The 25,987-nt window shown below is 62.1% G+C and carries 19 protein-coding genes; 8 read left to right on the top strand and 11 right to left on the bottom strand.

Annotation, left to right across the window (positions count from 1 at the left end; genetic code table 11):
• Positions 1-9 precede the first annotated feature (9 nt).
• From GX515_12625 to GX515_12615, 3 genes are all read right to left on the bottom strand, one after another.
• The gene (locus GX515_12625) at positions 10-885 is read right to left on the bottom strand and encodes an ABC transporter permease (protein HHY33840.1); all 876 of its coding nucleotides are present in this window, start codon (positions 883-885) and stop codon (positions 10-12) included.
• A 159-nt stretch (positions 886-1,044) separates the two neighbouring features.
• Positions 1,045-1,890: an ABC transporter permease gene (locus GX515_12620; protein HHY33839.1), complete on the bottom strand. Its 846-nt coding sequence runs from the start codon at positions 1,888-1,890 to the stop codon at positions 1,045-1,047.
• Positions 1,891-2,052: 162 nt separating this feature from the next.
• Entirely contained in the window at positions 2,053-3,123 is a 1,071-nt protein-coding gene (locus tag GX515_12615; protein HHY33838.1) for an ATP-binding cassette domain-containing protein, read from the bottom strand.
• A gap of 1,471 nt (positions 3,124-4,594) precedes the next feature.
• Here GX515_12615 and GX515_12610 point away from each other — a divergent pair.
• Both GX515_12610 and GX515_12605 read left to right on the top strand, forming a co-directional pair.
• A complete protein-coding gene (locus tag GX515_12610; GenBank protein HHY33837.1) occupies positions 4,595-5,710 on the top strand; it encodes a hypothetical protein in 1,116 nt (371 codons plus the stop codon).
• Between the two features lie 134 nt (positions 5,711-5,844).
• Positions 5,845-6,078 carry a hypothetical protein gene (locus GX515_12605; protein HHY33836.1) on the top strand — a complete coding sequence of 78 codons (234 nt, stop codon included), beginning with the start codon at positions 5,845-5,847 and terminating at the stop codon, positions 6,076-6,078.
• Positions 6,079-6,465: 387 nt separating this feature from the next.
• Here GX515_12605 and GX515_12600 read toward each other — a convergent pair whose 3' ends face one another.
• From GX515_12600 to GX515_12565, 8 genes are all read right to left on the bottom strand, one after another.
• Entirely contained in the window at positions 6,466-8,247 is a 1,782-nt protein-coding gene (locus GX515_12600; GenBank protein ID HHY33835.1) for an aldehyde ferredoxin oxidoreductase family protein, read from the bottom strand.
• A complete protein-coding gene (locus GX515_12595; protein ID HHY33834.1) occupies positions 8,240-8,737 on the bottom strand; it encodes a 4Fe-4S binding protein in 498 nt (165 codons plus the stop codon). Before GX515_12595 ends, GX515_12600 begins: the two co-directional genes overlap by 8 nt.
• Before the next feature lie 194 nt (positions 8,738-8,931).
• Entirely contained in the window at positions 8,932-9,777 is an 846-nt protein-coding gene (locus GX515_12590) for a hypothetical protein (protein HHY33833.1), read from the bottom strand.
• A 131-nt stretch (positions 9,778-9,908) separates the two neighbouring features.
• Positions 9,909-10,793 carry a phosphatidylserine decarboxylase gene (locus GX515_12585; GenBank protein ID HHY33832.1) on the bottom strand — a complete coding sequence of 295 codons (885 nt, stop codon included), beginning with the start codon at positions 10,791-10,793 and terminating at the stop codon, positions 9,909-9,911.
• Positions 10,794-10,797: 4 nt separating this feature from the next.
• Positions 10,798-11,829: a hypothetical protein gene (locus GX515_12580; GenBank protein ID HHY33831.1), complete on the bottom strand. Its 1,032-nt coding sequence runs from the start codon at positions 11,827-11,829 to the stop codon at positions 10,798-10,800.
• A gap of 101 nt (positions 11,830-11,930) precedes the next feature.
• Positions 11,931-13,577, bottom strand: a complete 1,647-nt coding sequence (locus GX515_12575; GenBank protein HHY33830.1) for a hypothetical protein — start codon at positions 13,575-13,577, stop codon at positions 11,931-11,933.
• Positions 13,578-13,641: 64 nt separating this feature from the next.
• Positions 13,642-15,285: a hypothetical protein gene (locus GX515_12570; GenBank protein ID HHY33829.1), complete on the bottom strand. Its 1,644-nt coding sequence runs from the start codon at positions 15,283-15,285 to the stop codon at positions 13,642-13,644.
• A 202-nt stretch (positions 15,286-15,487) separates the two neighbouring features.
• A complete protein-coding gene (locus GX515_12565) occupies positions 15,488-16,645 on the bottom strand; it encodes an ROK family transcriptional regulator (protein HHY33828.1) in 1,158 nt (385 codons plus the stop codon).
• Positions 16,646-17,052: 407 nt separating this feature from the next.
• Between GX515_12565 and GX515_12560 the strand changes: the two genes are divergently transcribed.
• The 6 genes from GX515_12560 to GX515_12535 all read left to right on the top strand — a co-directional run bounded on the left by GX515_12560 (position 17,053) and on the right by GX515_12535 (position 25,875).
• Entirely contained in the window at positions 17,053-18,132 is a 1,080-nt protein-coding gene (locus tag GX515_12560) for a Gfo/Idh/MocA family oxidoreductase (protein ID HHY33827.1), read from the top strand.
• Positions 18,129-19,157 (top strand): Gfo/Idh/MocA family oxidoreductase, encoded by a 1,029-nt coding sequence (locus tag GX515_12555; protein ID HHY33826.1) that lies wholly within the window; start codon positions 18,129-18,131, stop codon positions 19,155-19,157. Before GX515_12560 ends, GX515_12555 begins: the two co-directional genes overlap by 4 nt.
• A gap of 218 nt (positions 19,158-19,375) precedes the next feature.
• The gene (locus GX515_12550) at positions 19,376-20,644 is read left to right on the top strand and encodes an ABC transporter substrate-binding protein (protein ID HHY33825.1); all 1,269 of its coding nucleotides are present in this window, start codon (positions 19,376-19,378) and stop codon (positions 20,642-20,644) included.
• Positions 20,645-20,874: 230 nt separating this feature from the next.
• Positions 20,875-21,801: a sugar ABC transporter permease gene (locus GX515_12545; protein ID HHY33824.1), complete on the top strand. Its 927-nt coding sequence runs from the start codon at positions 20,875-20,877 to the stop codon at positions 21,799-21,801.
• A complete protein-coding gene (locus tag GX515_12540; protein HHY33823.1) occupies positions 21,798-22,694 on the top strand; it encodes a carbohydrate ABC transporter permease in 897 nt (298 codons plus the stop codon). Before GX515_12545 ends, GX515_12540 begins: the two co-directional genes overlap by 4 nt.
• 52 nt (positions 22,695-22,746) lie before the next feature.
• Positions 22,747-25,875 carry a hypothetical protein gene (locus GX515_12535; GenBank protein HHY33822.1) on the top strand — a complete coding sequence of 1,043 codons (3,129 nt, stop codon included), beginning with the start codon at positions 22,747-22,749 and terminating at the stop codon, positions 25,873-25,875.
• Positions 25,876-25,987 lie beyond the last annotated feature (112 nt).

The raw sequence follows: 25,987 nt of genomic DNA, 5'->3' as shown, positions 1-25,987 counted from the left end.
CCGCTCCGTTCAGTGCATGCTGAGAGTCCCCAGGCGGCGGCAACGACGTTCCACGACGCCGAAGGCCCAGAGCCCCAACGCGATCATGACAACCATGAATCCCACAAGTATGAGCTGTTCCACACCGAGGGGCAGGAGGGTTCGAGTGCCAAGAAGAATGGCCCTCACCGCGTCGTAGCCGTAGGTCAGCGGGATGGCCATGGCGATCACCGTCAGGAACCTCGGAAGGGCTGCGACCGGCACCGTGCTGCCGCTGAGTAGGTTTACGAGATAGCTGGATATGTCTATCATGGTATTGGCGTCGCGCACGAGCAGCACGAGGCCAGCGAACCCGAACCCGAAACCGTAGATGCCGACGACCATGGGCAGAGCCGTCACCAGGGCAGGGATGATGTCCCGCCCCAGATCGAAGCGGAAGAGGAACCGCATGACCGTCATCAAGACGATGGATTCGCACGTTACGCTCACGAGGCTGAAAGCCGTACGCCCCACCAAGTGCACTGCTCTGGGCACTGGCGCCAGCCAGTTGGACTCGAGCACCCCGGCGCTCATCTCGTTCTTGAGGGTAGTCCCGATACTCCAGAAAACCGCATTCACGTAGTTGGACATTATGCCGCCCAGCATCACGAAGGCCATGAAATCCGACGTCCCTGTGAACGCCTCGAACCCGGCCGCCCTTCCGCCCTCCACGAAACTCAGCCCCATGAAGTAGACCGGAGTGAACCAGATGAAAGGCTGCATGAGCCAGAAGAGAGCATTCATGGGATAACGCCAGTATGTCAGCCAGTCGCGACGGAATATCGCAGCAATGGCCCAGAGCGCCTCGCGCACTCCGGACGCGACCGCCCTTGTGTGGCCCGCTGCGTTCGCTGTTGGACGTTTCATCCGCACCGTCCTCCATCGGAACTAAACCGCAACGTAGTAGGTCGCCGCGAGTCCGCGCCAGTTTTCAGCGTGAGAGTCCTCTCCAGGGTCGCCCGTCTTGCCGTCCGATGACGGCCGCCCCTTGCGACGTTTGCGGCGCGCCGCTGATTCCGTCGGTGTTCAGTAGTGCGAAAGCGTTCCGCGTCGTCTGGCCTGCCGCTCTGTGTAGTTGAAGGCGGTCACGCCAGATACCACGAAGACGCACCCATACACAACGAGTGCCGCAAGATCCCGGCAGATCGCACCGGCACCCACTTTCGTAAGCGCGGCCGTCCTCACGGCGTTTATCGCGTACGTCAGTGGCAAGACCGACGCGACCGCGCGCATCCACCCGGGAAGCACAGCCAAAGGAAAGCTCACTCCGCAGAAGATCAGGAAAGTGCCTCGAACGACGTTTACCATCGTGGACACGTCCTTCGCCCACACCACGAGGCTTGCGAAGAGCAGGCTCAGCCCATACACGCACGGAAGGACCGCCGCCACCGAAAGGGCGAGAACGCACGGTGAACCAGTGATCCGTACACCCAACAGGAACCTGAACTCCAGGATGGCTATGGTCGTCATCACGAAACCTACGAGAAGGCTAAAAAGCTCAGCCCCTAGGAGATGGCAGATGCGCGGAGCCGGTGTCATCCAGTTGCTGTCAAGAGTCCCCCGCATCTGCTCGTCGCGGAAGAACGACCCCGAATCCCACAGTGCAGCATTCATCCACAGCCAAAGAATGGTGCCGACCGCGACGTAACCGGTGTAGTCGGCCGTCCCCGTATGCCTCACGAAGGCCGCAAGGCTCTCTCCGCTCGGACCAGCCATTGCCCTGCCTCCGAAAGCGAACGAAAGGGGCAGCAAGATGGGCCACACAAACATGGACAGGATCCAACTCGGATAGCGCCTTACGATGAGCCATTCCTTGCGAGCCACCGCCAGGATGGCTGCGCCCCAGCTCGGTACGGGAGACGCTTCCTCCACGGCAGACGCTGCCTCCGGTTGTCTCAGACACTGCCATGTGCAAGGCGATCCAGAGGATCCCGCGGGGACCCTCTCGCTGGACTCCTTGCGCCAAGATCCCGTTCCGCGAGCCGAAGTGCTACCGCCCACAGGGGTCCCCCCTTCTCAAACGCGTATGACCGCTCACGATTTGAGGCCCTTGCCGGTGAGCTTCAAGAACACGTCCTCCAAGGTCGGCTCCACTGCTTGCACCCTTCGTATCCTGACTCCGGATCGCGCCAAGACCGCGATGATCTCGGCGAGGACCACAGGCCCGTTATCCGTCACGACGCTCACCTGCCAGGCCTCCTGCTCAGCGGCGTATCTGGACGTTATCCCAGCAACCCCTCGGATCGCGCTCACGCTCCGGCTCGCGTCGTCGTTCCAGTCACTTACCTCCAACTGCAAGCTCGTACCCTCCCCAAGGGAGTCCTTGAGACGCCTCGGACTGTCGAGCGCTATGATGCTTCCTTGGTCGATGATGGCCACCCTGTCGCAGAGCTGGTCGGCTTCCTCCATGTAGTGGGTAGTGAGCAGAATGGTGCGGCCTTCCGCGCGAAGCTCGCGTATGAGTTCGCGGATGGAGCGTGCGGCGGCCGGGTCAAGCCCGATCGTCGGCTCGTCAAGGAGGAGGATGGGCTGGCCCGCAAGGAGCGCCCTGCCCAATGCGAGCCTCTGTTTCATGCCGGACGAGTATGTCTCCACCAGCTGGTCCGCTTTGTCGGCGAGGCCAAGCCGCTCGAGGATGGCCGTTGCCCGGGCCCTTTGCTCCTTGCGCGACAGTCCGTAGAGGGCGGCGAAGTACTCGAGGTTCTCGCGACCTGTCAGCTTCCAGTATGTACTTCGTTCGCCTGTGAGTACCGTCCCCAGGCTGCGTCGCACCATGGGGGCTTCGCGAACAGTATCGTAGCCGTTGACGGTCGCGCTGCCACTGGTTGGCTCGAGAAGCGTGCAGAGCATCCGGATAGTGGTGGTCTTGCCCGCGCCGTTCGGGCCGAGGAGCCCGAACACCTCGCCCGGCTGCACCGCGAACGACACGTCCCGTACGGCGACGACAACCTGCCTGCAACTTCCGTTGCGCCCAGTCTGGCCGTCCCTTCCCTCCCGGCGCATCCACAGCCCCCACACGCTCAGTCTTGTATGGCGCTTCGGAAATTCCTTACGGAGGTGTATCGCCTCCACTGCGAACGCCGCTCTTCCTCGCATGTCCGCCACTTGCCCATCGCCTCCGCGGGACCACCTGGATTGATCTAAACCAAGGCACGCCTCCTCGTGCTGCCCCTCGGCGCCTCCTGATGCCGCCGGAATCAATCATAGATCTCGCCCCAAACATTGTCAATGCATATATTAATATTATTGACATGCAGATTAACTTCTATGATATGTCGCCCCGCGACGTACGCCCTCCCAGACAAGACATCGTACCGCCGCACGAGCGGAGGGAGCGAGGAAGGAAGCGGATCTCCCAGGGCGGCAGAGTCACACGAACTAGGTGATACATTTGGGATCAGCAACGCGCAGGTATTTCTCACTGGCCGCAACGCGCAGGGGCCGAGTTGATGCGTATCCTCACTTGGCAGACGTAGGACTCCCGGACTTTGCGAGTTCGAAGCCCTCCCCCGTTAGAATGGCACGTCATTTGCATGCCTTCAGTGTTTTTGAGGCCCGTCGCACAGGTCCGGCGTCATGCCCCGTGTGCGTTCGGCGCAGGTGCCATCAACTCGGTCGTGTCGATGTAGCTCAGGCGCGAGACTTGCCGAGAGATCCAACTAGACCAAAGGTGTGTGAACAGCCGTTGACCGTTCAGAGGGTGCTCATCGGAAGCCCAGTAAACCAGAAGCCGCCAATCTTGGCCGAGTTCCTCAAATCCCTGTCCGAGCTGGATGTCTCCGGTACATTGACCGATTTCGCCTTCGTCGATGACAACCAGAATCCGGACTCATCCGCCATGCTCGCTGCGTTCCACCGGGAAGGCAGCCGGGTCTTCATCTTGGAGAGTGCAACCGGTGCAGTGGGGACAGGCAGACAAGACTATGTCTGTGATGACAAGACCCATCGATGGAACGAAGACCTCGTGTGGAGGGTCGCAGAGCACAAGGACCGGATGATTCGGTTCGCTCTTGAAAACGAGTATGACTACCTCTTCTTGATCGACTCCGACCTCGTTCTGCACCCGGATACCCTCCGACACCTCATCACCTGTGGGAGGGCGATTGTGTCCGAGATATTCTGGACACAGTGGCAGCCTGACTCGCCTCCGCTGCCCCAGGTCTGGCTCCAGGACCAATACACTCTGTTCGAGCACGCACGCGGGGAACGTATTTCCCAAGAAGAGGCCCAGTCCAGGACTCGGGCGTTTCTGGAGAGTCTGAAGACGCCCGGATTGTACGAGGTGGGCGGGTTGGGCGCGTGCACATTGATATCGAGAGAGGCTCTTCAGAAAGGCGTCTCGTTTCGGGAAGTCCCTAACGTGTCTTTCTGGGGAGAGGACAGACACTTCTGCATACGGGCGGCAGCACTCGGATTGAGGCTCTATGTTGACACATGCTATCCCGCCTATCACATTTACAGGGAGTCAGATCTCGAACGTGTCAAGGACTACCGAGAAGCCAACCGCACCGAAGCGCAAGCCCCGGTTCATAAGGCCGCTGCTACGTTGCTGAAATCCCACGGGATTCGCAGCGAGATGAACAAGATTCTCTCTGCAGCAAAACGAGCGGTCGAACGGTTCTGGAGTTTCGACTTCAGGGACCCAAGACGCGACGACGGAATGGAGCTTCTCGCACCAGACTATTGGTCGGAGATCTCAAAGGGTCTTGAAGACGATCTGAGAGCTTCCATGCAAGCAAGACTCATCTCGAGGACTGACGTGCTGAGCTCCCGCCTGGCTTTGATAGACTCCGAGGCAACGGAAGCGCTTGTGACCGGCCGCGTCTTGACTCATGGTGTCGAACAAGACAGGTATTTCCGCGAGTTGTATGACTGCCGGGTCCTCGTAACCAGACCTGAGAAGGAAACAAGGTGGCTGGTAAGAGGGGTGGAGTTCACGAGGGTGCCCGAGCCCGATTTGCCAGATTTCATGCAGACCAGAGTAACAAAGTACGAGGGTAACAGGCTCACCCTGTCCATGCTGGTTCGGAACGAAGCTGGCAGGTATCTCCGCAGAGTACTCGAACACGCCGCGCAATACATCGACGCCGCCGTGATTCTCGATGACGCGAGCGAGGATGACACCGTCGAAGTGTGCAGACAGGCGCTAAGCAACATTCCCACGACAATCGTCTCGAACTCGAAGCACGGTTTTCACAACGAGGTCGAACTGAGGAGGCAGCAGTGGGAGCTCACCGTGAGCACCAATCCGGATTGGATCCTCGTTCTCGATGCAGACGAAATGCTCGAGGACAGGGCCACGTCTGCCATACGCGACCTCATCAACCAGCCGTTCTACGACTATTACTCATTCCGACTCTACGACTTCTGGGATCCGACACACTATCGTGAAGATCCGTACTGGCAGGCTCACAAGACCTACAGGGTCTTCCTCGTGCGCTACCAACCCAGGTTCAAGTACACGTGGCAAGAGACCCCGCTGCACTGTGGCAGGCTTCCGAATAACGTGACCGCTCTGCCCGGCGCCCGGTCAGAGCTGCGAGTGAAGCATTTCGGCTGGGCAACGCCTGCTGACCGAGAGCTCAAGTACCGGAGATACAAGATGCTGGATCCAAACGCACGATACGGTATCAAGCAGCAATACGAATCCATCCTCGACCCGCATCCTAGTTTGGTAGAGTGGATTGACTAGTGGTGAATCTGTCGGGGCATCTTGTGGGTCGGACAGGACGGGTACTTGCGTACGAAGCTAATCCTCACATTGTCCTGATAGTCAAGGACAACCTGTCGATAAACTACTTGTGCGAATGATGTCATGTCATCAACATGGCCGTGTACTCTTCAGAAGGAACCGTCGTTTCCCACTTCGCCAACCGATTCGTAGGCAACTCGTCGATTCATGAACACGGGGACGATTACTTCGAGAACTATGTGGACGGCATCGAAACCATCGAAACGCCGTCTGAACCACTAGACAGCCTACTAGGTCGCGTCCACCATATAGACCTGATAAGGACAGACACCGAAGGCAGGGAGTACCATGCGCTCCTCGGGATGTAATGACTCCTGCGCAAGGCAGCAGTCCAGACTGTGGTATTCGAGCTGAACAAGGATATGCTCAAAGGTGACTGGGACGGTCTCTTCGAAGTCCTTAACGGAGTGCAAGACGACTGTGGATTGTCGTTCTTCACGCTTTCGGGCGAAGGTACCCTAGTCTCCGTCGGTCTGTCACTGCTCCGAGCACAAGGGTCCAACCCACACGCGGTGATGAAGCGCCGCATGACAAGGATGGGGAGCAGCAGGTACGCAAGCAGCGCAATGTCTCAGCAACGCGGTGGCATCCCCCGTGCCCCTGTCGGGCTATTGCTGAGGCACGTCCTCCTGGGAGGAGAATGGTCTGCGTCCCCGCCTCCGCACGACAGCAGCGGCAAATGGCCTCTCAAGAGCCTAGTCACCAGCCCCGACTGTCTCCCCGATGCTGGAAATGGCCGCCTGCAGGTACCTCTCATGCAACGCGCCGACTGGGCTCGGAGTCTCGAAAATCCGCCCAGGCACGCGGAGCGTCTCGAACGAAAACCCCTCGCGGAATTTGAAGGCGTACTTCCGTCTGTGTATGTCTGCGCCGATCCTCTTGAGGTCATCGGCGGTGTACTCGAACCCGGCCACCCGCAGGGCCGCGGCGGTCCTCTCAGGGCTGTATATGCCCCTCGCGAAGAAGCACGCCACCAGGCTGGACAGGACCTGCCTCCAGCGTTCCTCCTTGAGGATCTCGCGCGCGAGTTCGTCCGGAGGGATCTGCCTCTTCATGAGCACCTTCTGGTCCACGCTGTAACCTGCGCTGTCCAGGTGGCTGTGCCGCGCTCCCACCAGAAACCCCAAGTGCGCCCCGGGGCCCGTGTGATATCCCGGCATCTCGTTGCCACCGAAGGCGAGGGCAAAGTCCTCGCCCCCGTATACCGAGGCAGCGTGCTCAACGCCGCGCGCGAGCGCCGCGTAGAACTCGTTCGGCTGCTCGATGATCCGCCGCACCGCCTCGAGGTAGGCGGGATAATCGCCCCAGGCAAGCCGAAGGCCGCCTGCCGCGTCCTCAGATACGAGGCCGCGCTCCTGGGCCTCGGTCGCCCAGGCCAGCACCACGCCTGTGCTCATGGCGTCAAGCCCGTAGACCTCGATGCGGTCGATGAGCTTCAGAAGGCCCTCGGGGTCCGAGCCGCCGAGCATAGAGCCAAGCGCGTAGATAAGCTCGTAGTCGTAAGAGATCATGCTGGTCTTGTAAAAGTAAGGCTCGTTTTCGTCAGGCTCCCGGAGCGCCGCAATGTGTATGCACCCCACCGGACAGTGGGAGCAGGCCAGCCTCCGCCCCAGGTAATGCTCGGCCAGCGCCTCCCCGGAGATGCGGTCAGCCCCCTCAAACCTGGCGTCCTTCAGGTTACGTGTTGGCAGTCCACCGAGGGCGTTCAAGGGCAGGACGTTTTCCGGCGTCCCGAGGTCGTGGTATTTCTTCATGACCGGCGAGGCAACGGCTTCCTGGTATATCTGGTCGTACACGCGCCGGTATTCCGCGGCGCCCCCCGCGCCCTCTCCCCCTCCCACCGGCAGCGAGTGCTTGCCCGACACCACGACCGCCTTCAGCTTTTTGCTGCCGAAGACCGCGCCGAGCCCCAGCCTGCCAAAATGTCTGTAGCTCTCCGTGGTAACGCAAGCGTACGGTATCAGTTTCTCGCCCGCCCTGCCGATGCGCATGATGCTGCGAAGCCCGGCCGCCGGCTCGTTCTCCCGGATGATGCGACCAACGGTGAAGCTGTCCCTCATGCCCCAGAGGGTACGGGCGTCGCGGAAGTGGACCTCGCTGCCGTGGATAGCCACATACCCCGGGATATCGTTCGCCCCCCGGATGACGATCGCCCCGTACCCTGCCGTGCGAATGGCGACGGCGCTTCGCCCTCCGGCATGGCTCTCGCCGAGGTTACCGGTGTGGGGGGACTTGAACATGGCAACGGTCTTCGAGGCCAGGGGAAACAGCCCCGTCAACGGGCCCACGGCGAAGACGATTGGGTTCTCGGGGGAAAACGGATCGGCACCCCGGGGGCACTCCTCGTGCAGGAGCTCGACCGCCGCGCCCGCGCCTCCTATGCTCTTCTCGAAGAGGTCCTCCCGCCGCTCGACCCAATGCTTCTTCTTGGAAAGGTCTATGTAGAGGACGTTTGCGAGAGGATCGCCCCTAAGCATTTGCTCCAGCCCCCTCCGCACTCTTCTCTGTTGCGTGTGCCACATTGCTCGCCTCAAGGGCCCTCTCCAGGCTCTCCTGCCCCTCCGCCCTCTCTCCTCTGGTTCCGGTGGCCATGCCAACGCGCGCAGCAGCGCTCTCAGTCGTGTCGGCCCTCTCTATGGTAAGCACGCCGTGCGGGCAGAACTTCGCGCAATAGCCGCAGTGGACGCAGATCATCGGCTTCCCCGTTTCGTCGTCCCAGAAAACCGCGCCGATGACACAGGCGTCACGGCAGTGGCCGCACCCGATGCACCGCGCTTCATCGAGGCGCACACCCCCGCCCCTGCGGACCTGAAGCGCGCCCACAGGGCAGACCCTCGCGCACGGTGGGTCGTCGCATGCTCGGCACACGACCACCTTGAAACCCCGCTCCATGCCGCCGATGGATCTCACCCCAATGCACGTGCCAGCGAGGCCGCCTTTCCCGAGTCGTCTCGCGCACGCGAACATGCAGCTCTGGCAGCCGATGCACCTCTCCGTATCGACCACAGACAATCTCACGAGCTATCCTCATCCTTTCAATTTCAAGAGGAAGCCACCGCTAGTACCTAAGCACAATGGTACCTTTCGACACGGACAACGCACGATCCTGCCGCCCCGATGATGTCTGTCCCGTCAGTTGTAGCCTCGCACATCAAGCAAAATTACTTGGACGCACCTGGTCTGGGGATAAGTCGCAGGGCTAATAGCGCGACGGTGGCAAAGAGCACCCCGGCTGCCAACAGCTCCCACCGCCACGGCCAGAGCGCCCCGAGCACGTGGGGCTCAAGCAGGCGAACCACCGCCTCGCCGAGTTTCCATGCGCCGAGTTGCCACGTGAGACACCATGAGAAGGAAGCCAAGGCTGATGCCGCCAGGTATTTCCGTATGTCAATCCCTATGAAACCCGACGCCAGTATAGCGGGCGTCCTGATGGGCCCGAACCAGCGTCCGATGAACACGGTGGCGGCGCCGTACTTACAGAACCAGTCCTCCACTCCTGAGAGATCGACTCGGGACAGGATGCCCTCCCGAGCAAGCCGTCGAGGCAGCCTTTGTGTCTCATGCTTGGAGGAAGGGCCGGATGCCTCGAGCGGTGCACCTTTAGAAAGACAGCGGGTGTAGCGCTCGCCCACATCCCTCGCACGGCGCTCGTCACTTCCCTTGAGGGCGTTAACGGCGCACTCGCCCGGGTCCGCGCCCCCGCCGCGCCGCCCCCTGCCGCCGCTCTGACGGTCACCCGGGCGGTGAAGGGCATCCCTGCGACGGCCGGCAATCACCCGTACAGCAGCGCCCATCATGTAACCCAGGAGGTTGCCAAAAGTGTTCCCAAGCGCCGCCGCAGCAACGGCGTATTCAAATCTCATCTGGCCGTGCTGGATCAAATAACCCGCTCCGAGGAACACGATCTCCAAGGGAATGCCCGGCATTCCTGTTCCCTCTATGGCGAGAACCACGAATATGACAAGGTATCCGTATTGGTGCAGCAGCACCGCCGTATCCTGTAGCATCCCGACGCCCTCGCGCCCCCGCGCCCCGCGCCCGTCCGGGTCTCACGGGCTCAGGCCTCAGCCTCGTGCTGGGCGGCCGTCGCCAACGCTCCCACCATCGTCGTTGCAGCCCCTTGCGCGGCCCCCGTTCGCTAACCCGCCGGCTCCGCCGGCCCCGCCGCCGCCGCAGTCCCCGTAGTCCCCTCTATCCTTCGCCCCGCCTCCGCCATTTCTGGCACTTCCTCTCCCGTCTCTCCCGTCGTCCCCCTGTTTCTGAACCTCGCTATCACCGTGCGGGCGCCGTATACCTGCTGCCCCACCTTTGCAACGATTTCGACGTCATCCCCGGGGATCACGAGGTCCACTTGCGACCCACGTTCTATGAACGACAGCTTCTGACCGGGCCGCAGGATGTCGCCCTCCTTCACGAAGCACCGTATCTTGTTGACGAATTTATCAGCGATCTCGACTACGGCAATCATGGTCCGCCTGGCGCCAGGCACACCCACCGTGCCACCCGCAGCCCCGGGGCCTTGCGAGCACGGCCGCTCCACGTTGATGAATATGGTATTGCGCTCGTTGGACAGGTGGTACCTGCGCCCGAAAAGATCGATGGCTTGCCTCAGGTAAGTGAGCTTGACGTATTCCCAAAGGTCCAACATCGGCAGGTTCACCGCCGCGGGAGTGTGAACCACACGCGACACGGTGCCTGCCACGGGAGCGTAGTTGAAATGAACGTCGAGCGGCGTCATGTATACCCCTATGATCCAGCCGGATTCGCCCGCACCGAAATCAGTTCCGGATAACTCGGTCACGGGAATCGTCTTCCCCAGCTTCTCCACAAAGACCTTCCCGCCCGTGAACCTGCGGGCGTATATGAGCTTGCCGTCCGCCGGCGCCAGGATGGCCGCAGGGTCGTCAGGCGGGACCCTCACGGGGTCCCGGTAAAACCATACGCGCCTCAAGAAAAGAACCAGCGCGCCCACGAGCGCGGCTCCGACCCCCACTACCATCAACATCACTGCACCAACGCTCATCTCTTTAGTGCTCCTTCAGTCCCTTGAAGATTATATACGGCAACTTCGGAACATAGTAACATGCGAATCCAGCCAGACCTCGGACAAGGCCCAACGCGCCGGGCGTACAGGTCGCAGCAGCCGCCCAGCCAGGGTCGAACACGCCGTGCCGGTACGCGCGGTCTAGGGCTGTATAGGTGACAAGCGTCCCGTAGCGGCGCCAGCATTCATACAGCTCATCCGAGACAGTCCGAGCAAACAGCTGCTCGGGCACGTCCACGACGTCACGCAGCTCTGCGTAACGCTGCCGCAGGCTTCCCGCGTAGCCCCGCGTCGCCGCAACACGTCTCTCCTCCGCATAGGTATGCTCGTCCCACGAAAAGGCGCACCCCGGCTCCGCCGCAGCCCTCACCAGACCCTGGATGCATTCGGCAAGCACTCGGATCCTCTCGAGGTCCCATACCGGGTCAAACACCCGGAGCTCGATGGTCCCGAGGCGCTTCGAAATGATCATGTCCTGAAAACGATACTTCTTGTCGGTCGCGCGCAGCGGGCCTATGGCATACGATCGCGCCACGCGGTAGGACTGGCCGAACCGGCGTCCTCCTCGCAGCGGCGAACTCGCGGTGAGGAGCGACAGAAGCGGCAAGAACCGGGCCAGGGTGGAGTATGTGCGCTCCAGGTCCTTCTCGTCCACCGGCCCTACGTGTATATGCAAGCCACACGTGTTCGTGGGTGCGTCGATGTCAAAAAGGTGACCTGTGGCCACCATGAGCCCTCCCGAAACCCCGGCGAGCTCCTTCCTCCTCTCGGCGAGGTCGCGTACCAGGTCAGCCGCGCTCGAATGGACCGCGGTGGAGACCTCCACTCCGCTCATCACGCCTTGACGGAGGTCTTTGCCGCGCGCGAAGTTCGAGGCCGAGTGCGTGTAGTAGTACGACGGGCGGCTCCAGAGCAGCTTTGCGAGATACCACAGCGACGCGATGGAAGGCAGCGTAGGTTCGGTTATGAAGATCTCTTCCTCGAGACCAAGCAGCACCTCGGGCAGAACGGTCATGGCGTCATTTCATCCTCCCATAGCGCAGCGTTCCTCGAAGGATCGGCGGCAAGGCCCCGAAAGACGGCCCAGGGGCATCTCACCTCCGCCACAACTGCGGTCTAGTGGGTTCCTGCCTCCTTAGGCTGTCTGAGGTCAAGGACGCGCCACATGGTTTGGTCGATCATGATCCCTTGGAACCTACTTTCCACAGCTACGAAGAGCGTCCCGGGATCTCCGAGAAGCTCGAGGGGTATTCTCATCTCGATCTCTCTGCCCTGGCTCGCTGCCTCGACGGCCGAAAGGTCCCGGCCACCGCCAGCAGATCCTGCGGAGCTTTCTACCGAAACAGCCGCCGTGCGCCCGGGCCTGAAAGTAACGTCAATGTCGCCCTCCGAACCCACATGGCCACTGCGTGCGGCGTCAACTGGATGAAGATGAAGGCGGTACACAATCTCCCTCGACGCCGCCCGCCTCACGAGAAGGCCGATGTAGAGGTCGGCCTTGTCCCGAGCCACCACCATCCCGGTGAAATCGCCGGCGCCTCCGAACTGCCTCAGAAGCGAATCGCTGGTGGGCTCAGCGTGCACGTGCATTGCTGCCCCCACCGCTGATGTCCAGTCAGCTAAGCGCCCATCGACATCGGGCCCAGGATCCGTCACCCACGGGACGCGCTCGGTGGTCGCTTCGGCGAACAGCTCTGTGGTGCGGGCGAAACTTAACAGGTACCTCGCCATGATGAGCATTTGGCTCCTGTACTTCCTGATGGCGTCGGCCTTCGCCAGAACAGCGTCTCTCGAAAGGCGGTACGACAGCCACGGGACATCCTCGATCCCAAGGCCGCGCGGCGGCCATAGCTCCATGTCCGGCCTGAGTCCCTTGGGATAAGGCCACTCGCCCCTATGGACGACATACCACAGGACGCGCGGCTGCCCGGACGTCAAGAGGCCTCGCTCGTGTAGGTCCTCACAGGCATACACAACGAAATTGTAAGTCGCCCAATGGTCCGCGTGTCCGTCCACGGGAGCTGAGGCAAGTATGGTGGTCGGGTGCGTCTTCACGATGATGTCCTCGAGGGCTCGCACGACGTCCTCGCCGTAGTAAGGAGCGTTCTTGTGGTAGCTATTGGCGTACGGGCTGGCCGAGGTCCTGGTGTATTTGGATACGTAGGGATTCCGCTGGTCCCAGTGCTCGTGCCACATGGCGGCAAGCCCTCTATCGGGATAGCCCAGAAAAAACACGTGGCTGGCCTGAACGCCCAAGATACCGAGGGCACGCAACGACTCCGCCTGTCGAAGGTACCCGAACTCCACGAGGCGTGCCGGGTTTGTGCGCAGGGACAGAAACTCCCTCCGCGCCCCGAGCGTGAACCCGTCTCCGTTGGTCATGAGCGCGACGTACACGGTAGCGCCTTGCCTCGAGGCGTCGAAAACGAACCCTCCCGCACCGAGGGTTTCGTCGTCGCAGTGGGGAGCGACCACAAGTATCCTGTCGTGTGCCGTAGGAGGGACAAGCGAGAGCCGCGGCACGCCCGAGGGCCCGGTCGTAGGACGTTCTCGCCAAAGAGCGTACGAGTACAACAGCGAGCAGGCAACGACTACGAGGGCGGCACGGGCGAGCATCTTTGTCGCAACCCGGACTATCGCGCCGGCCCCTCTTCCCTCTCCTCTGCCTCTAGCCGGCCCGATCGTCGGGCCCCCGGCCTTGCGGCCACCACGGGTCGTCCCAACTCCCGGCTTCGATCGGAGGTCGAGCATCTGGACTCGCATAGTACGTATTATAGCACTTCGCCCGCGACGCTCCGATCCTCGCGGTTCGGCCTCAGCCCGGGCCTCAATCCGAAATGTAATCGCGCCGGGTGGTCCGCCCTCCAGGCAGCTCTTGGGCTCTAGGCAACGCGCCGGGGCCACTGCGTTCCTCGCTGCGTGTCTCGCGTTGGAGGTCTGACGCTGGAGCGCCCGCAGGCAGCAGCGCCTCGGTCAGCACGCGCCCTGTGGCGTTCGCGGGCGGCCTTATCCCGAGAAGCCGTGAGATGGTGGGCGCTACGTCGATTATCTCAACCGGCCCGTCAACGACGGCCCCGTTCCTCACGCCCGCTCCGCTCAACAACATGAACACGTGGCGAGACGTGTCGTCGCCGGAATCGTGCTGCCCGGCTATTCCGAAGAACAATCCCTGGGTCTTGAAGTGATGCGGAGGCTCAGGCCATATCAGGAGCTGCCCGAGCATGGGGTGGGCGCCGGCCTTCCTCAGCTCGTGCAGGGACATGTAACCCCCGAAGTACGGCTTGGCCGACAGGGCTTCGATGACTGCGTCGTATTGAGAGAGCGTAATGTCCCGCCTGAAGTAGAACTGGACGGCAAGCCCCGAGCTCACGAGAACGAGGTCGGTCCCGTCCCTCGCCCGCTCCCCGGGGGCAAGCAACTCGCATGTGTAGCCGAGCTGGGAGAGGGTGGCCAGAAGATCCGGCAGGCTGGACTTTCCGGAAACAGGCGACATACCGTGGTCCGCCGTGAGCACGACGGCGGTCCTCTCGAAGATCCCGAGATCCATCAACGCATCCACGAGTGAACCAAGATCCCGGTCCATGGCCGCGAGCTGCTTGATCATCTTCGTCTTCCACGCGTCGTAGTTGAAGACCAGGGACAGGCCGTACCCGATCCCCGAATTGTGCCCGGCTGCGTCGAGGTCATCGGCGTAAATGGCAAGAAATCTGGGGATCTCCGGCACCACGACGGGACCATCTGGAGTGTTGACAGGTTCCCTACGCAAGAGCTTGACGGCTTCGGCGACTCTCGAACGCCAGGGCCCGCCAGGCTGGATGTAGAGATGAGACGGGTCTCGGGCGTAGGCCCCGCGACCGTCCAGCGTAAACTGCTGAACCGAGGCGCATGACATTCCCGAGGCCTCGACCGCTTCCGCGATCGTCTCAGCGGCATTCTCCCTGCCAGTCTGCTTCACGATGTTCTCGGCCGCGTCGTAATAGCGGTATGTGTTCCCGTGCGTGGCGGGCCATGCCCCCGTGACGATGCTGGTCTGCATGGGATTGGTGATGCTCGGAAAACCATTGCGGGTAGCTGTAAAGAGGACGCCGCGCGAGGCCAGGAAGTTGAGCACGGGCGTGCCGGGGCCACCAGAGGAGTTGGCCCATACATAGTAATCGTACGCGAACCCGTCCCAGTTGATGTATATCACGTAGTCCGCAAGGGCGCCAGTCGCGTCTTCCGGGCCACGAGACGGCTCCGGTTCACGTGTCATTTCATCACCAGCTTTGCTGTCGTCTATATCCCCTGTCTCCCCGATCTCGGCGGCTTCGGCGCCATCCGGCACAGCAACGTCTGCGGCCGCGCTCACCAGCGAGCCCCCGAGGGCCGGCGCGGCTGGACGCCCCGGCGACGAGCTCGCCAAGAGGAGCGCGACCCCGAGTAGAAACACACACGCGGCGCCGAACAAAAGCAGTCTGAACTGCCATTTCATCTTATCACCGCCGTACCGCCTCTCGATTCCTCCGCCGCGCCGCGCAACCCGACGCTGCACTGCAGCCGCTCGGCAAGCCCTGCGCTCGGCAAGCCCCGCACATGACGGGACGACGACACGACGCAGCTTGCCAGGAGGCGACCGCGCGCACGAGGCGCGGGGTCGCGCGCAGCGTAGAAGGCGAAGCGCGGATGCGGCGCCGTCAAGAGCGGTAGCTCACAGTCGCGCGTTCGGCGACCGCAGGAAGGTCGTGAGCCAATGCCTCACCCCAGTAGAACTTATCGAAAACGAGGCCTGCAAGCCCGAGAGCGACCCCCATGTCTCCGAGCTGCGACGAGACAACGCGAGGCATCTGGCCTGGGGCCAGGAGGGCTCGTTCTCTGGCCACTGCCTCCACGCGCGCCGCGAATTCGGGCAAGCTACCGATGTCGCCGCCGAGCACCGCGAGCTCCGGGTCGAGCAGGTTGATGAGGCTCACGAGGCCAGTAGCAGTGTATTCGACGAGCGCATCGCCGGCCCCTCCGGCCTTCCACTCGCGGATCGCCGACGAAGCCACCTCCGCGAGGCACCCGATGTTGCCGCACGAGCACCTCTGACCCCGCATGTCCACGGTCATGTGTCCGAGCTCGCCCGCATGCATTCGAGCGCCGACGTATGGTTTTCCGTTCATCACGAGCCCGGCGCCGAATCCGCCCTCGCCCACCGTCACGTAAACAAAGTCGGCCACGTTCCGGGCGTGCCCATAGCATCTCTCGCCCCACGCTGCCGCGCGCACATCGCGCTCCACCAGAACCGGCAGGCCGAACTCGCGCTCAAGTCGCTGTGCGAGCGCGAGGTTTACCCAACGGAGCCTGGTTGACCTCAAGATCACGCCGGTCCTTGTATCCACCATTCCGGGCACTGCGACACCTATACCGGCGGCGGCACCGGCGCTCGCCCGCGGAAGACGCGAGAGGGCCCGCGCGGCCGCTTTGAGGATCTGATCCACCGTGTTGGCAGGGCTCGAGAGGTCCGCCTCCTCCTTCATGATGGAGACAGGATTCCCCGCGAGGTCGATCACGCCGTATAGGATCCTCGTCACCTGGACGTCAATGATGGCAGCGAGGCTGGCGCCTGCGTTTAGACTCAAGAGGATGGGCCGCCTCCCGGCGACGCCGGTGGGAGCGCCCTTGGCCTCGGTCACGAGGCCGGCGCTCACGAGCTCCGATACTATTGCGGAGACCGTGGACGGGCTGAGCTTGGTGAGCTTCGCCACGTCGGCCCGGGACAAGGGCGAGTACTTCCTGACCGCATCCAGCACAAGCATGGTGTTGACCTTCTTGGCGAGGGTCGAGTCGGCGGTCCGCTTAAGGCTGGCCATCGCACATTACCTCTCCGATCCGGCGTTGTGTGGCATAGTTCGAGACCACAAGAAATACTGCGAACAGGCTCCTATCCACATCATACGACACGTTGGCTGGCATTTCAACATTATAATGCATCGCCATCCATATTCCGCTTATGCTGGACAACCAGCCCTGCATAGGACAAGCTTGACTCTCCTGGGTATTATTGATATACTTCGGTTAGGCACGGCTCGACACGAAAGACATTTGTTCGAGCCTCGCAATAATCCGCTCGCCGCTTCACCCGACTGACGACGCGGTTGCCGTCGCAGACGCGGAGGGAGGCTCGGGGTCCGCGCGGCTCTTATCGTCCCATCCCGCAAGCCTTGACTCAACAGGACGCCCCGGGGACGACGAGCGTGCGTCGACGAGGGCGCGCTGGTTGAAGGAAGGACGGGCACCAGGCGAGCCGGGGAATTCACGCGAGAGGGGTGTTACGGTGCACAAAGTTGCCATCTGGGGCGCCGGCACCATGGGGCGAGTGCATGCCGGCTGCTACCAGCGCAGTGAAGAAGCCCGCGTGGCGTACGTCATCGATCAGGACCCAACGAAAGCCCAAGAACTCGCCGCTACGTGCGGGGCTCGCGCCATAGGCGAGCCGGCTGCCGCACTCCTAGACCCTGAGGTCGACGTGGTGGACGTCTGCCTACCGACTTACCTCCACAGAGAGGCCGTGGAAGAGGCTGCGCGCGCAGGAAAGCATGTCTTGTGCGAGAAGCCCGCGGCTCTATCTATCGACGATGCAAAGGCCATGCTAGAAACATGCAGAGCCTGCGGCGTGAAGCTCGGCGTAGCCCACGTCGTGCGTTATTTCCCCGAGTATGAGACCGTACATCAAATGATAACCTCCGGAGAGCTGGGGCAGATCGGCACAGTACGTCTCTCCAGGGTGGGGCCGTTCCCGAGGGGTTGGACGGACTGGTACGCAGATGAAACGCGAAGCGGCGGATTGCTGCTTGACCTCTCCATTCATGATTTTGACTTCCTCAGATGGTGCTTCGGGCCGGTGGATCATGTGTACGCCCGCAAAGCACGCAATGATAGACCTCTCGAGTACGCCCTCGTTGTAGTGCGTATGAAAAACGGAGTCATCGCTCATGTCGAAGGAAGCTGGGCTCACCCGGGGCCGTTCTCCTACAAGTTCGAGGTATGCGGGAGCGCGGGGATGGTCGAGTATGACAGTCTAAAAGCCCGCCCGCTATCCGTGGTAACCGCACCTGCTCCGGTAAGTCCGCGTGGAGGCGCGAGCGCAGCGGGAAGCGGAACGCCGGGCGGCGTTGCTGTTCCCGAAAGCCCCCTGAAAAGCAGGGAGCCCTACCTTCGCGAGATCCGCGATTTCCTCGCGTATGTGCGTGGGGAAAGCACGCCGCGAGTCCTCCCGGAAGACGCCGTGGCCGCGCTCGAGATAAGCTTGGCTGCCACCCGCTCGGCGCTCACTGGCAAGGTGGTGAGTGTATCATGACGCGCGCGACAGGCTGCAGAGGCTGCAAGCACAGCGAGGTCCGCATCGGAATCGTGAGCTTCGCCCACATGCACGCGTACAGTTACGCACGGGCCGTGCGCTCCATTCCTGGCGCGATCCTCGCTGGAATCACAGATGACTCGGAGGAGCGCGGGCTGGCAGCATCACGTGAGTTCGAGGCACCGTATTACCGCAGCATTGACGATCTTCTTGTCACAGACATCGACGCTGTCATAATCTGTTCAGAGAATGCCCGCCACAAGGAGCATGTCCTTGCGGCCGCCGCGGCGGGCAAGCACGTGCTATGCGAGAAGCCGATAGCGACCACGCTGGACGACGCGTCGATCATGGTGAACGAGTGCCGTGATAAGGGCGTCGAGCTTGGCATAGCGTTTCCCGTTCGACATGCGCCTCCTGTGGTCAGAGCCAAGCAGCTCATCGACGAAGGCAAGATCGGAAGGGTCATCGCGGTAAGCGCCACCAACCACGGAAGGATGCCCGGCGGCTGGTTCATCGACCGTGCCTTGTCCGGTGGCGGGGCGGTGCTTGATCACACGGTCCACGTGGCCGATCTCCTGAGGTGGTTCCTCGCGGACGAAGCCAGGCGCGTCTATGCCGAGGTAGACACGAGGATGCACGACATCGCGATCGACGACTGCGGTACCCTGAGCATAGAGTTCGAGAAGGGCGTGTTCGCGACGCTCGACCCAAGCTGGTCGAGACCCAAAGCGTACCCCACTTGGGGGGACGTGACCATGGAGATAGTGGGGACCTCCGGCGTGGTGTCGCTGGATGTTTTCGCGCAGGTCCTCGTGCACGCCAGTGATGCGCGGAACGCCGTCCTTTACAGGCCTTGGGGCGATGATATGGACCTCGCGCTCGTGACGGACTTCGTAGAGTCGGTGCGGGAGGGCCGGTCTCCCGCGGCAAGCGGCTTCGACGGCATGAAAGCGCTCGAGATAGCCCTGGCAGCCTACGAGTCGGCGAGGCGCGGCGAGCCTGTCGAGCTGTCCCATCCCATTTGAGGACGAGAAAGCAACACGCGGGTACCATTCGAAGTTCGAACGCCGGCGCGCGATGACGAGGCGACGAAAGGGAAGCGGCCACGAAACGAAAGGGGGTTGATGAGAACACCCGGACTTGCGGGAACGAGAAGAAGTGGTGTGCGTAGCATGGATCAGGACATGCGCCCTGGCCCGCAGACCAGGGCCATTACACTGGGCCTTTCAAGGAGGTATGAACCGTGACCAGAAAGATGCGACGGGTTCTTGCGTTCAGCATTGCCGCCCTGCTCGTCTTGGGAATTGCAAGCGGGGCGGTCCTCGCCAAGAAAACCACGATAGTGCACTGGCAGCACCACTCCCCGGCCCGCAAGGAAATGGTGGAAGCATTCGCCGCAGAGTTCATGGAGAAGAACCCAGACATTGAGATCCAGATCGAGTCGATACCTGAGGCCGACTATTTCCAGAAGCTTCTCCCCGCCCTTGCAGCGGGTTCTGGGCCTGACACGTTCCAGATCCCAGCGGGCCAAGTGTCGTCGTACGCAGCGACTGGGGTGCTCCAGCCGATCAGCCCGAAGGTCGCGACTGCTGCGCAGATTGAGGCGGACTTTGTGCCGTCGGCCATAAAGCGCCTCAAGGTGGGTGACAACTACTACGGCTTCCCTATCGACACACAGACGATAGTCCTCTTCTACAACCCACAGCTCTTCAAGGAGGCCGGACTTGACCCGGCCAAGCCCCCGCAGACGTGGGCCGAGCTCATCGAGTACGCCAAGGCGATGACGCGCCGAGACGCAAACGGCGTGACGACGTGCATGGGCGTGGCCACCGGCGGGTACGGACCCGTCCTCGCGTCTCTCATGCTGCAGAATGGCGCGTCACTCTGGAACAACCAAACCGATCTCCCCGATTTCAATTCCCCGGCGGCGATCGAAGCCCTGAAGTTTGCGACAGACCTCGTCACCACGTACAAGGTCGAGGACAGACAGATGGGGTCGAGATGGAATGCCTTCCGCCAGAGCAAGCTCGGGATGGTATTCGCCCACCCCGCCATGATAGGTAGCTTCAGGTCAACCGTGCCGGACCTCGTGTTCAACATTGCGCAGATCCCCGCGCCAAAGCCGGGCGGACCGCGAACGACGCTTCTTACCTCGTGGGCCTACGTCGTGTCGAAGAAGGCGCCCTCTGAAGCGGCCTCGAAGTGGGTCGCCTACCTCACTTCGGCGGATGCTCAGAAGCGGTGGATCACGAAGACCGGGGACCTCCCCACGCGTAAGGCTCTCCTTGACCTTCCGGAGTACAAGAACGACCCGTTGCTCGGACCGTGCATGGAATCCATGAAGAACAGCGTTCCCGTCCCGTGGACCACGCGGCGACTCGATGACGAGCTTCCTCGCCAGGCTTATGAGCGCGTCATTCTTAAGAACGAGACCCCGGCACAGGCCATGAAGTGGCTCTCCGAAGAGGCGGTCAAGGCTGAGAAGGAGCAGAGGGCTCTTGCTCAGCCCTAGATGATGCGTTGAAGAGGCTCAGGGGTCTGCGTTGAACAGGCTCGAGAGACTGTCGAAGGCAAGTCGGCGGATAGGCCACGGCCCTCTCACGTAACAACCCTGCCACCGCTACCAAGGCATGTAAGGCATGTCAGGGCAGGTCTGTCCGCCGGCTGGCCCGGCTCGCATCTGTCACCGAGCCTTTCGCGTCGGCCGCGCCGAACTGGGCTCCGGAAGGAGGATGGCGGAACATGAACCCGGGTTCTTCCGCAGTGGTTGCTGTGAGGAGGCGTCCATTCACCTGGCACCGGCTGCAGAAGCTGGTAGCGCCTTACGTCTTCATATCCCCCGGTGTGATCTTTTACCTGATGGTGACGATCATACCTATGATCTGGGGGTTTTGGATCAGCTTTCACAAGTGGAGCATCATCTGGCCTGCACATCCCTGGGTAGGCCTTGCCAACTACCGGGCCCTTCTCACCGAGGACCTCTTTTGGACCTCGCTGCGTAACACGGCTGTCTACACGGCAGGCGTTGTGCCGGTGGAGGTGGCGCTTGCGCTCATGGTCGCGCTCCTTTTGAACACCAAGCTGCGCGGACGGGGCATCTTCCGGCTTCTTTATTACCTGCCCGTTGTAACGCCCCTCTCCATTTCAGCGGTGATATGGCAGTGGATATATCACCCCCATGTCGGGCTCTTTAACTGGTTGATGCGAGTGCTCCGGCTCCCCACCCACGACTGGCTCCAGGAGATCGGCACGGCGATGCTTGCGGTGGTAATCGTAGGTATATGGTCCGGCGTGGGTTACCGGATGGTCATCTTCCTGGCGGCACTTCAAGGAGTTCCACAGACCTACTACGAAGCCGCGATGATAGATGGCGCCTCGGGGTTCGCGTTGTTCAGGCATATCACGCTTCCGCTTCTGAAGCCCGCCACGCTCTTCGTGCTCGTGACGAGCGTCATGAGCTCTTTCCAGGTCTTCAGCCTCGTCAACGTCCTTACCCAGGGCGGCCCGTTGGACGCCACGAACGTTGTGGTGTACTACATCTACAAGCGCGCCTTCGGAGACCTGCAGTTCGGCCTCGCGGCCGCGGCGTCCTTCGTGCTCTTCGCAATAATCCTCGTAATAACGGCAATCCAATGGAAGCTGGTCGGAAGGGAGGTCAGCTACGAATGACCCGAGCAGACAGCGTCCTCATAGCTGCGGCAGGTAGACGCACTAAGACATCCAGGCGAGGCGGTCGCACGTTCGTGCAGGTCTTGGGACGCATCCTCACGTACGTCCTTGTCGCGGCCGGTGCGGTCGCGACCGCGACCCCCTTTGTCTGGCTCATCCTATCCTCGTTCAAGTCGCTCCAAGAAGTCGTGCTCTTCCCGCCAACCTTCTTTCCGAAAAAGCCCGTGTTCTCCAACTTCCGAGAGGTATTCAGCATGATCCCCTTCGGGAGGTATTACCTGAACAGCATCATCACGTCGGTCATCCCTACGGTGGCAACCGTTCTAACCAGCTCCATGACGGGAATGGGGTTTGCCAAGTACCGATTCGCGGGAAGATCGCTCCTATTCTGGATCATCCTCTCCACAATGATGGTGCCATTCCCCGCCACGATCGTTCCGCTCTATGTGATGGTCTCGAGGGCCGGCCTCGTGAACACGTACGCCGGGCTCATCGTGGTGGGCCTCTCGAGCGCGTTCGGCATCTTCATGATGCGCCAGTTCATCATGAGCATCCCTGACGAGCTGCTCGACGCAGCCAGGATAGACGGGGCAAGCGAGTTCCGCATCTTCCTTCAGGTCGTGATGCCGCTCACGAAGCCGGCCGTGGCGACACTGACCCTGTTCACGTTCACGAGCCATTGGGGTGCATACATCTGGCCCCTCATAGTGGTGAACTCCGACCGGCTGCGCACGTTACCGCTGGCGATTCCGTATTTCTCGGGACAGTACTTCAGTTTCCAGAACCTCATCAACGCGGCCTCGCTCATGTCTATAGCGCCGGTGCTTGTGCTGTTCATGTTCACACAGCGTTATTTCGTGCAAGGCATCGCCCTCACGGGCCTCAAATCGTAGACACGTGGGCCCTTCTTGCGGAATACGGCAGGAAGACGGGAGGCTGAGTACCGTGCTGCGTAGAAGGTCCCAGGTCACGCTCTTGCTCGTCACAGCGTTGGGGCTAGTGGCTTTCCTGACGCTTTCGTGCGAGGTGTGCGTCCCGGGCCAAGACGCCATGGCCGCCGCTTCCTCGTCCTCATCGCTGCGGCCAACGCGATCACCGTGTGCGTCGTGCGCGATGTGTTGCGCGGCCGGGCGCGAGGCAGCACGAAACGTCATACTCTTCATCGGAGACGGGATGGGCCCTGGCCAGCTCGCCGCGGGACAGGTTGCGAAGGGCGGACCGCTCGTCGTGGAGTCCATGCCTGTGCGAGCCACGGTCACGACGACGTCCTGGGGAGGCAACATCACTGACTCCGCGGCCGCCGCTACAGCCCTCGCGACCGGGCACAAGACCGTGAACAGTGCCATCGCTGTGCTCCCTGACGGCACGCCGGTACGCACGATCCTCGAGGCCGCGCGTGATGCGGGATGGCTCGTGGGCATCGTCACCACGTGCTCGGTCACTGACGCGACCCCCGCAGCATTTGCCACACACGTCGAAAGCCGCCGCGAAACGCGCAAGATAGCCGAGGCCATGGTCGGTGCCGGCATCGACCTCATCATGGGCGGCGGGGCAGCGGATTTCCTTCCGACGTTGTTCGTCAAAGGTAGAGCCCCGATAGACCTCGCGCGCGACTTGGGCTACGCGGTTGCCCTGGATCGCAAGGGCTTTGACGAGGCCTCTTCCCTGCCGTTCCTGGGCCTCTTCGCCACGACCGACCTAGACTACGAGCGGGACAGGGACCCAGGCCGTCAACCCAGCCTCGCGGAGATGACTCAGAAAGCCATCCGCCTTCTCTCCTCCACCGATAATAGGTTTCTCTTGATAGTAGAGGGCGGTCTCGTGGACCATGCGTGCCACGACAACGACATCGAGGCTCTATTCGGCGAGATGAGGGCGCTAGATGACGCCGTCGCACAAGCCTTGGCCTTCGCCCGGGAGAGGAATGATACGCTCGTCGTCGTGACTGCGGATCACGAGACGGGCCGTTTGAGCATGAGTGCAGGTGCGGGCGCCGGTGGGGAGTTCGCATTCGGAACGGACGGGCATACGGACATCGAAGTGTCTCTCTTCGCCGAGGGACCGGGCCAGGAGCTCTTCGCAGGCCATCTCGACAACACCGATGTGCCCAAGATCATCGCGGCAGCCGCGGGCCTCGAAACGCTGCAAGAGCCGACCGCACAGGACGCTTATGCTGCCTACGCTGGGGCTGAGCCTGAACCCAAGCCTGAGCCTGGGCCTGGAGTTGAAGCTGAACCCAAGCCTGAACTTGAATCTAAAGCTGAGACTGAAGCCGGAGCTGGGGCTGAAGGTAGCGCCCAAGCCGATGCCGGCGCCAAAGTAGCATCCCCAGCGAGTGCGGACGCTCTTGCAACGGAGGAATCAGCCGTGAAACCCGAGGGCCTGGCGCCAGCCACGCGCCTTGTCGTCATGACCTACAACATCCACAGCGGAGTAGGGGCCGACCTCAAGCTGGATCTCGACAGGATCGCCGACCTCATCAGGAACGAGAGAGCCGACATCGTGGGCTTGTGCGAAGTGGACCAAGGAACGAGGCGCTCCGGGCAGGTGGATCAGGCCCGGTACATAGCTGAGAGGCTTGGTTACTACTATGCGTATGGTCCGAATTTGTGGTACGACGGGGGCGCGTTCGGAAACGCGGTCCTGAGCCGCTATCCGATTGTCTCGTCTGTGAATCACCCTCTCCCGAACATCCACGGGAACGAGCCGCGAGGGGTCCTCGAGGCGCAGATTGACTTGGGAGGCGCTGGGGGTGGCGCGATCCTGAACGTCTTCGTGACCCACCTCGACGTGGAGTATGCCGACTCTAGGCGTGCCCAGGCACGCGCCCTCGCCGAGACCGCTTCGACCGCCGCAGGGCCAAAGGTCGTAATGGGAGATCTCAACGCGCCCCCCACGGGCAGCCCGGAGATCGCAACGCTGTTGCACGACTTCAACGACACGCAGCAAGTGTACCGGGTGCTCGTTGACAGCGCGGAGCTCGTAAAAGAAGGCCTATTCTCCAGGGATTATCTGAAAGGCGGCTACACGTACGACGCATACGACCCCGCGAGGCGGATAGATTACATCCTCACGTCATTCGACATCAAGATAGTGGCAGAGCCGGGCGCAGCCCGGGTGCCACGCACCCTGGCCTCGGACCACCTCCCCTACGTCGCTACGATCGAGCTCCCCTGGATGGCCGCTGCCAAGCCCCCCACGACGACGGCACCCGGACCGCAAGGCGGCCTTGCAGGCGACTCTCCTGCTCCTCTCGTCGTAATCTTGACGACCGAAGCTAACAAGGCTTGGTACAAAGACATGCGGTGGGACTACGAGGATGACACGAGCGCCCTCGCCGAATTCGTGACCTCGCTCGGATTTGACCTAGCGGAGATATCGGAGCAGGACCTCGGCCGGCTTCCGGTCATCGCCGGGATGCGTCCGACCCGTCCGGCCGTGCTGATCCTGTCGAACCTGCGCCGCTTGTCGCCAGACCAAGCACAGGCTGTGAGGGACTTCGTCGCCGCGGGGGGCCGCCTTCTAGCGACAGGTCAAACGTCCCTGAAGACCTGCGACGAGCAGCCGGGCGGATCCCACGGCTTTCAGCTTGCGGACCTTCTCGGCGTGGCGTTCGCAGGATGGCAGGGTGTCGCGCCGCTGCACGGCGCTATCGCCCCCGCGACGGCGGGCCGCGCTGGCGACGACGCGCTGGCCCCGGAACGACAGACCGTCGCTAGCCAGCCATCGGGCATCTCCGGCGTTGCCATGGCCCCTTGCGGGACTGCCGGTGGCCCTGGCCCCGATCCTTGCGCCGCCGCTCATGCGCTCTGGGCGGGGATCGAAACGCCCTTGCGCCTGCCCGCGTCGCAGGGTGTGATAGCAAGGTGCCTTCCGGGCTCGGTCGAGTTGGCCGTTTGGGTCGACGCAGACGGCAGCCCCACGCACCCCGACCCCTTCAACGTTGCCGTGGCAGCAAAGGGAGCCTCTCTCTACATAGGCGCGGACATACTGACGCGAGAAATGCTTTCCGACCCTGCCGTGCGGTCATTTGCAAGCAACGCCCTGAGGTACCTGACACAGCTTGACTTCTGACGCATCCCTGAGGCGCCTCACAGACGTCCCCTGCCAGCAGGCCTGCCCGGCGACTAGCGACCGGCCCGCTCGCTGGCAGCGCCCGCCTGTACGGGGCCGTCTTGTCCACGGC

Source organism: Bacillota bacterium, assembly GCA_012842395.1.
In the GTDB taxonomy this organism is placed as follows: Bacteria; Bacillota; SHA-98; order UBA4971; family UBA4971; genus UBA6256.
The sequence above is the reverse complement of the archived record's forward strand: the minus strand, read 5'-3'. Positions and strand labels throughout refer to the sequence as shown.